Raw genomic sequence first — 1,993 nt, 5'->3', positions numbered from 1 at the left:
AAAAGCTCGGCGCCACCGCCGGCGCCTATGACGACTGGCATGAAGGCAAGGACCCCGCGGGCATCACCACGCAGGATCCCGAGCTGATGAAGCGCGTCGATCCGGTCGCCGCCGGGCGGCGGCTCGCCAACTACCTCAAGGTGATGACGCTCGAGGCTCAGACGATCGCCCGCGCGTGCGGCAAGAACAGCCTGCACAATCTCGAGCCCGAGGACCTCGTCGCGCTCACAATCGAAGCGGCCGCCATGGCTGGCGTGCCGCTCGCCGGCACCAACTGGACACCGGGGAAGAACGGCTTCTAATCAATGAAGGGCCAAGGCCATGGCCTTGGCCGACAAAAAAATGGGGAACTGATGTGACTAAAGATCTTGCAGAGTTCGCAAGGGCGAAAAACGTCAAGTATTTCATGATCTCCTATACCGACCTATTCGGCGGGCAGCGCGCCAAGCTGGTGCCGGCGCAAGCGATCGCCGACATGCAGAAGGACGGTGCCGGCTTTGCCGGTTTTGCCACCTGGCTCGACCTGACGCCGGCCCATCCCGACATGCTGGCGGTGCCGGATCCGGCTTCGGTCATTCAGCTGCCATGGAAGCGCGAAGTCGCCTGGGTGGCCGCCAATTGCATCATGGACGACAAGTCGGTCGCGCAGGCGCCGCGCAACACGCTGAAGCGGGTGATCGAAGAGGCCGCCCGCGACGGCATGCATGTCAAGACCGGCGTCGAGGCCGAGTTCTTCCTGATCTCGCCGGACGGCAGCGCCATTTCCGACCAGTACGACACGGCATCCAAGCCCTGTTACGACCAGCAGGCGGTGATGCGCCGCTACGATGTGATCGCCGAAATCTGCGACCATATGTTGGAGCTCGGCTGGGGGCCCTACCAGAACGATCACGAGGACGCCAACGGTCAGTTCGAGATGAACTGGACTTTCGACCATGCGCTGGCGACCGCCGACAAGCACTCCTTCTTCAAGTTCATGGTCAAGTCGATCGCGGAAAAGCATGGCCTGCGCGCCACGTTCATGCCCAAACCCTTCCAGGGCCTGACTGGCAATGGCTGCCACGCCCATATCTCGGTGTGGGACGAGACCGGCAAGACCAATGTGTTCGCCGACAATTCGGAGGAACTCGGCCTGTCGGCCAAGGGCAGGAACTTCCTCGGCGGCATCATGAAGCACGCCTCGGCGCTTGCCGCGATCACCAACCCGACGGTCAATTCCTACAAGCGCATCAACGCGCCGCGGACCATTTCGGGCGCCACCTGGGCGCCGAACACGGTGACCTGGACCGGCAACAACCGCACCCACATGGTGCGCGTGCCGGGGCCGGGACGCTTCGAGCTCCGCCTGCCCGACGGCGCCGCCAATCCTTACCTGCTGCAGGCGGTGATCATCGCGGCCGGTCTCGACGGCATCCGCTCCAAGGCCGATCCCGGCAAACGCTACGACATCGACATGTACCAGTTCGGCCATACGGTGACGGACGCGCCGAAGCTGCCGCTCAACCTGCTCGACGCGCTGCGCGAGTTCGACAACGACAAATCGCTCAAGGCGGCGCTGGGTGAGGAATTTTCGTCGGCATATCTAAAGCTGAAGCAGCAGGAATGGAATTCCTATGCTTCGCACTTCACGCAGTGGGAGCGCGACCACACGCTGGATGTCTAGAGCATCGGACCGGATGAACCCGATGCGTAAGGTAGGGTCCGGCGTGGGGCGAGCGGCCTCGGAATGATTTCATGAAATACTCGATCTTCTCGCTCGCCCGCGCCGCCCTCTCCGGCCACAAGACCTGGAAGCCCATCTGGCGCGACGCGCCGCCCAAGGATCGCTACGACGTGGTGATCATCGGCGGCGGCGGCCACGGGCTGGCCACGGCCTGGTTCCTCGCCAGCGAATTCGGCATCCGCAATGTCGCGGTGCTGGAAAAGGGCTGGATCGGCTCCGGCAATGCCGGCCGCAACACCACCATCATCCGCTCCAATTACGGCCTGCCCG

Annotated in this window: 3 protein-coding genes; all 3 read left to right on the top strand. The window is 63.5% G+C overall.

Features of this window, described 5'->3' with window-relative positions; all coding sequences use genetic code 11:
• The coding region (locus RFM40_RS33460) for a glutamate synthase-related protein (protein WP_320279048.1) at positions 1 to 302 on the top strand (302 nt) is incomplete at its 5' end.
• A 53-nt stretch (positions 303 to 355) separates the two neighbouring features.
• Positions 356 to 1,663 (top strand): type III glutamate--ammonia ligase, encoded by a 1,308-nt coding sequence (glnT, locus tag RFM40_RS33455; RefSeq protein WP_320224263.1) that lies wholly within the window; start codon positions 356 to 358, stop codon positions 1,661 to 1,663.
• Between the two features lie 71 nt (positions 1,664 to 1,734).
• A partial coding sequence (locus RFM40_RS33450; protein ID WP_320279047.1) for an FAD-dependent oxidoreductase occupies positions 1,735 to 1,993 on the top strand: 259 nt, incomplete at its 3' end.

This window comes from Mesorhizobium captivum (assembly GCF_033977165.1).
Classification (GTDB): Bacteria; Pseudomonadota; Alphaproteobacteria; order Rhizobiales; family Rhizobiaceae; genus Mesorhizobium; species Mesorhizobium captivum.
Note: the sequence above shows the minus strand (reverse complement) of the source record. Positions and strands in the feature narration are given on the sequence as shown.